This window comes from Mycolicibacter arupensis (assembly GCF_002086515.1).
Classification (GTDB): Bacteria; Actinomycetota; Actinomycetes; order Mycobacteriales; family Mycobacteriaceae; genus Mycobacterium; species Mycobacterium arupense.
Genome location: NZ_MVHH01000126.1, coordinates 1 through 523 on the forward strand (window position 1 = coordinate 1; position 523 = coordinate 523).

Sequence of the window (523 nt, forward strand, 5' to 3'; positions counted from 1 at the left end):
CCGAAACACGCGAGCAGGCAGCGGAGTTCCATAAGACATGCGGTCGAAAACCTTGTTTGGCAACCGTCTTGGTCGGTGATGATCCTGCCTCGCACACCTACGTCCGCATGAAGACCAACCGCTGTCGCAGCACCGGCCTGGAGTCGCGCAGTCACCAAATTGCCGCAATAGCGACCACCAGCGATGTCGTCGACCTCGTGCCGAGCCTTTCCGCCAAAGACAGTGTGGACGGCATTCTCGTCCCACACCCGATGCCCGCCCATGTCGACGAACGTGCGGACTTCGAGCCATCCCCCAGCAAGGACCCGATATCAAGGGCCAGGCTATTGTTTGGGCAGTACCTAAACGTATGCGATCGATCGGTGTAGCGCGCACCGTCACCATCGGCCCAGACTTGGTGTGCTCAGCTGGCCACGTATCGCCAGCGCTTACATGACAGTCATCGCGCTGGCGCGCTACGGAGCCGGGCCGATGACAACGACCACGAGATGGCACGGCGGGCCGCGCAAAGTCTTGACCCGCT

At 61.4% G+C, this 523-nt stretch carries 1 protein-coding gene; it reads left to right on the forward strand.

Translation table 11 applies throughout. The features are described from left to right. Nucleotides 1–368, forward strand: a 368-nt coding sequence (locus BST15_RS20990; protein WP_272937522.1) for a tetrahydrofolate dehydrogenase/cyclohydrolase catalytic domain-containing protein, incomplete at its 5' end; no start/stop codon positions are given. Nucleotides 369–523: the final 155 nt, after the last annotated feature.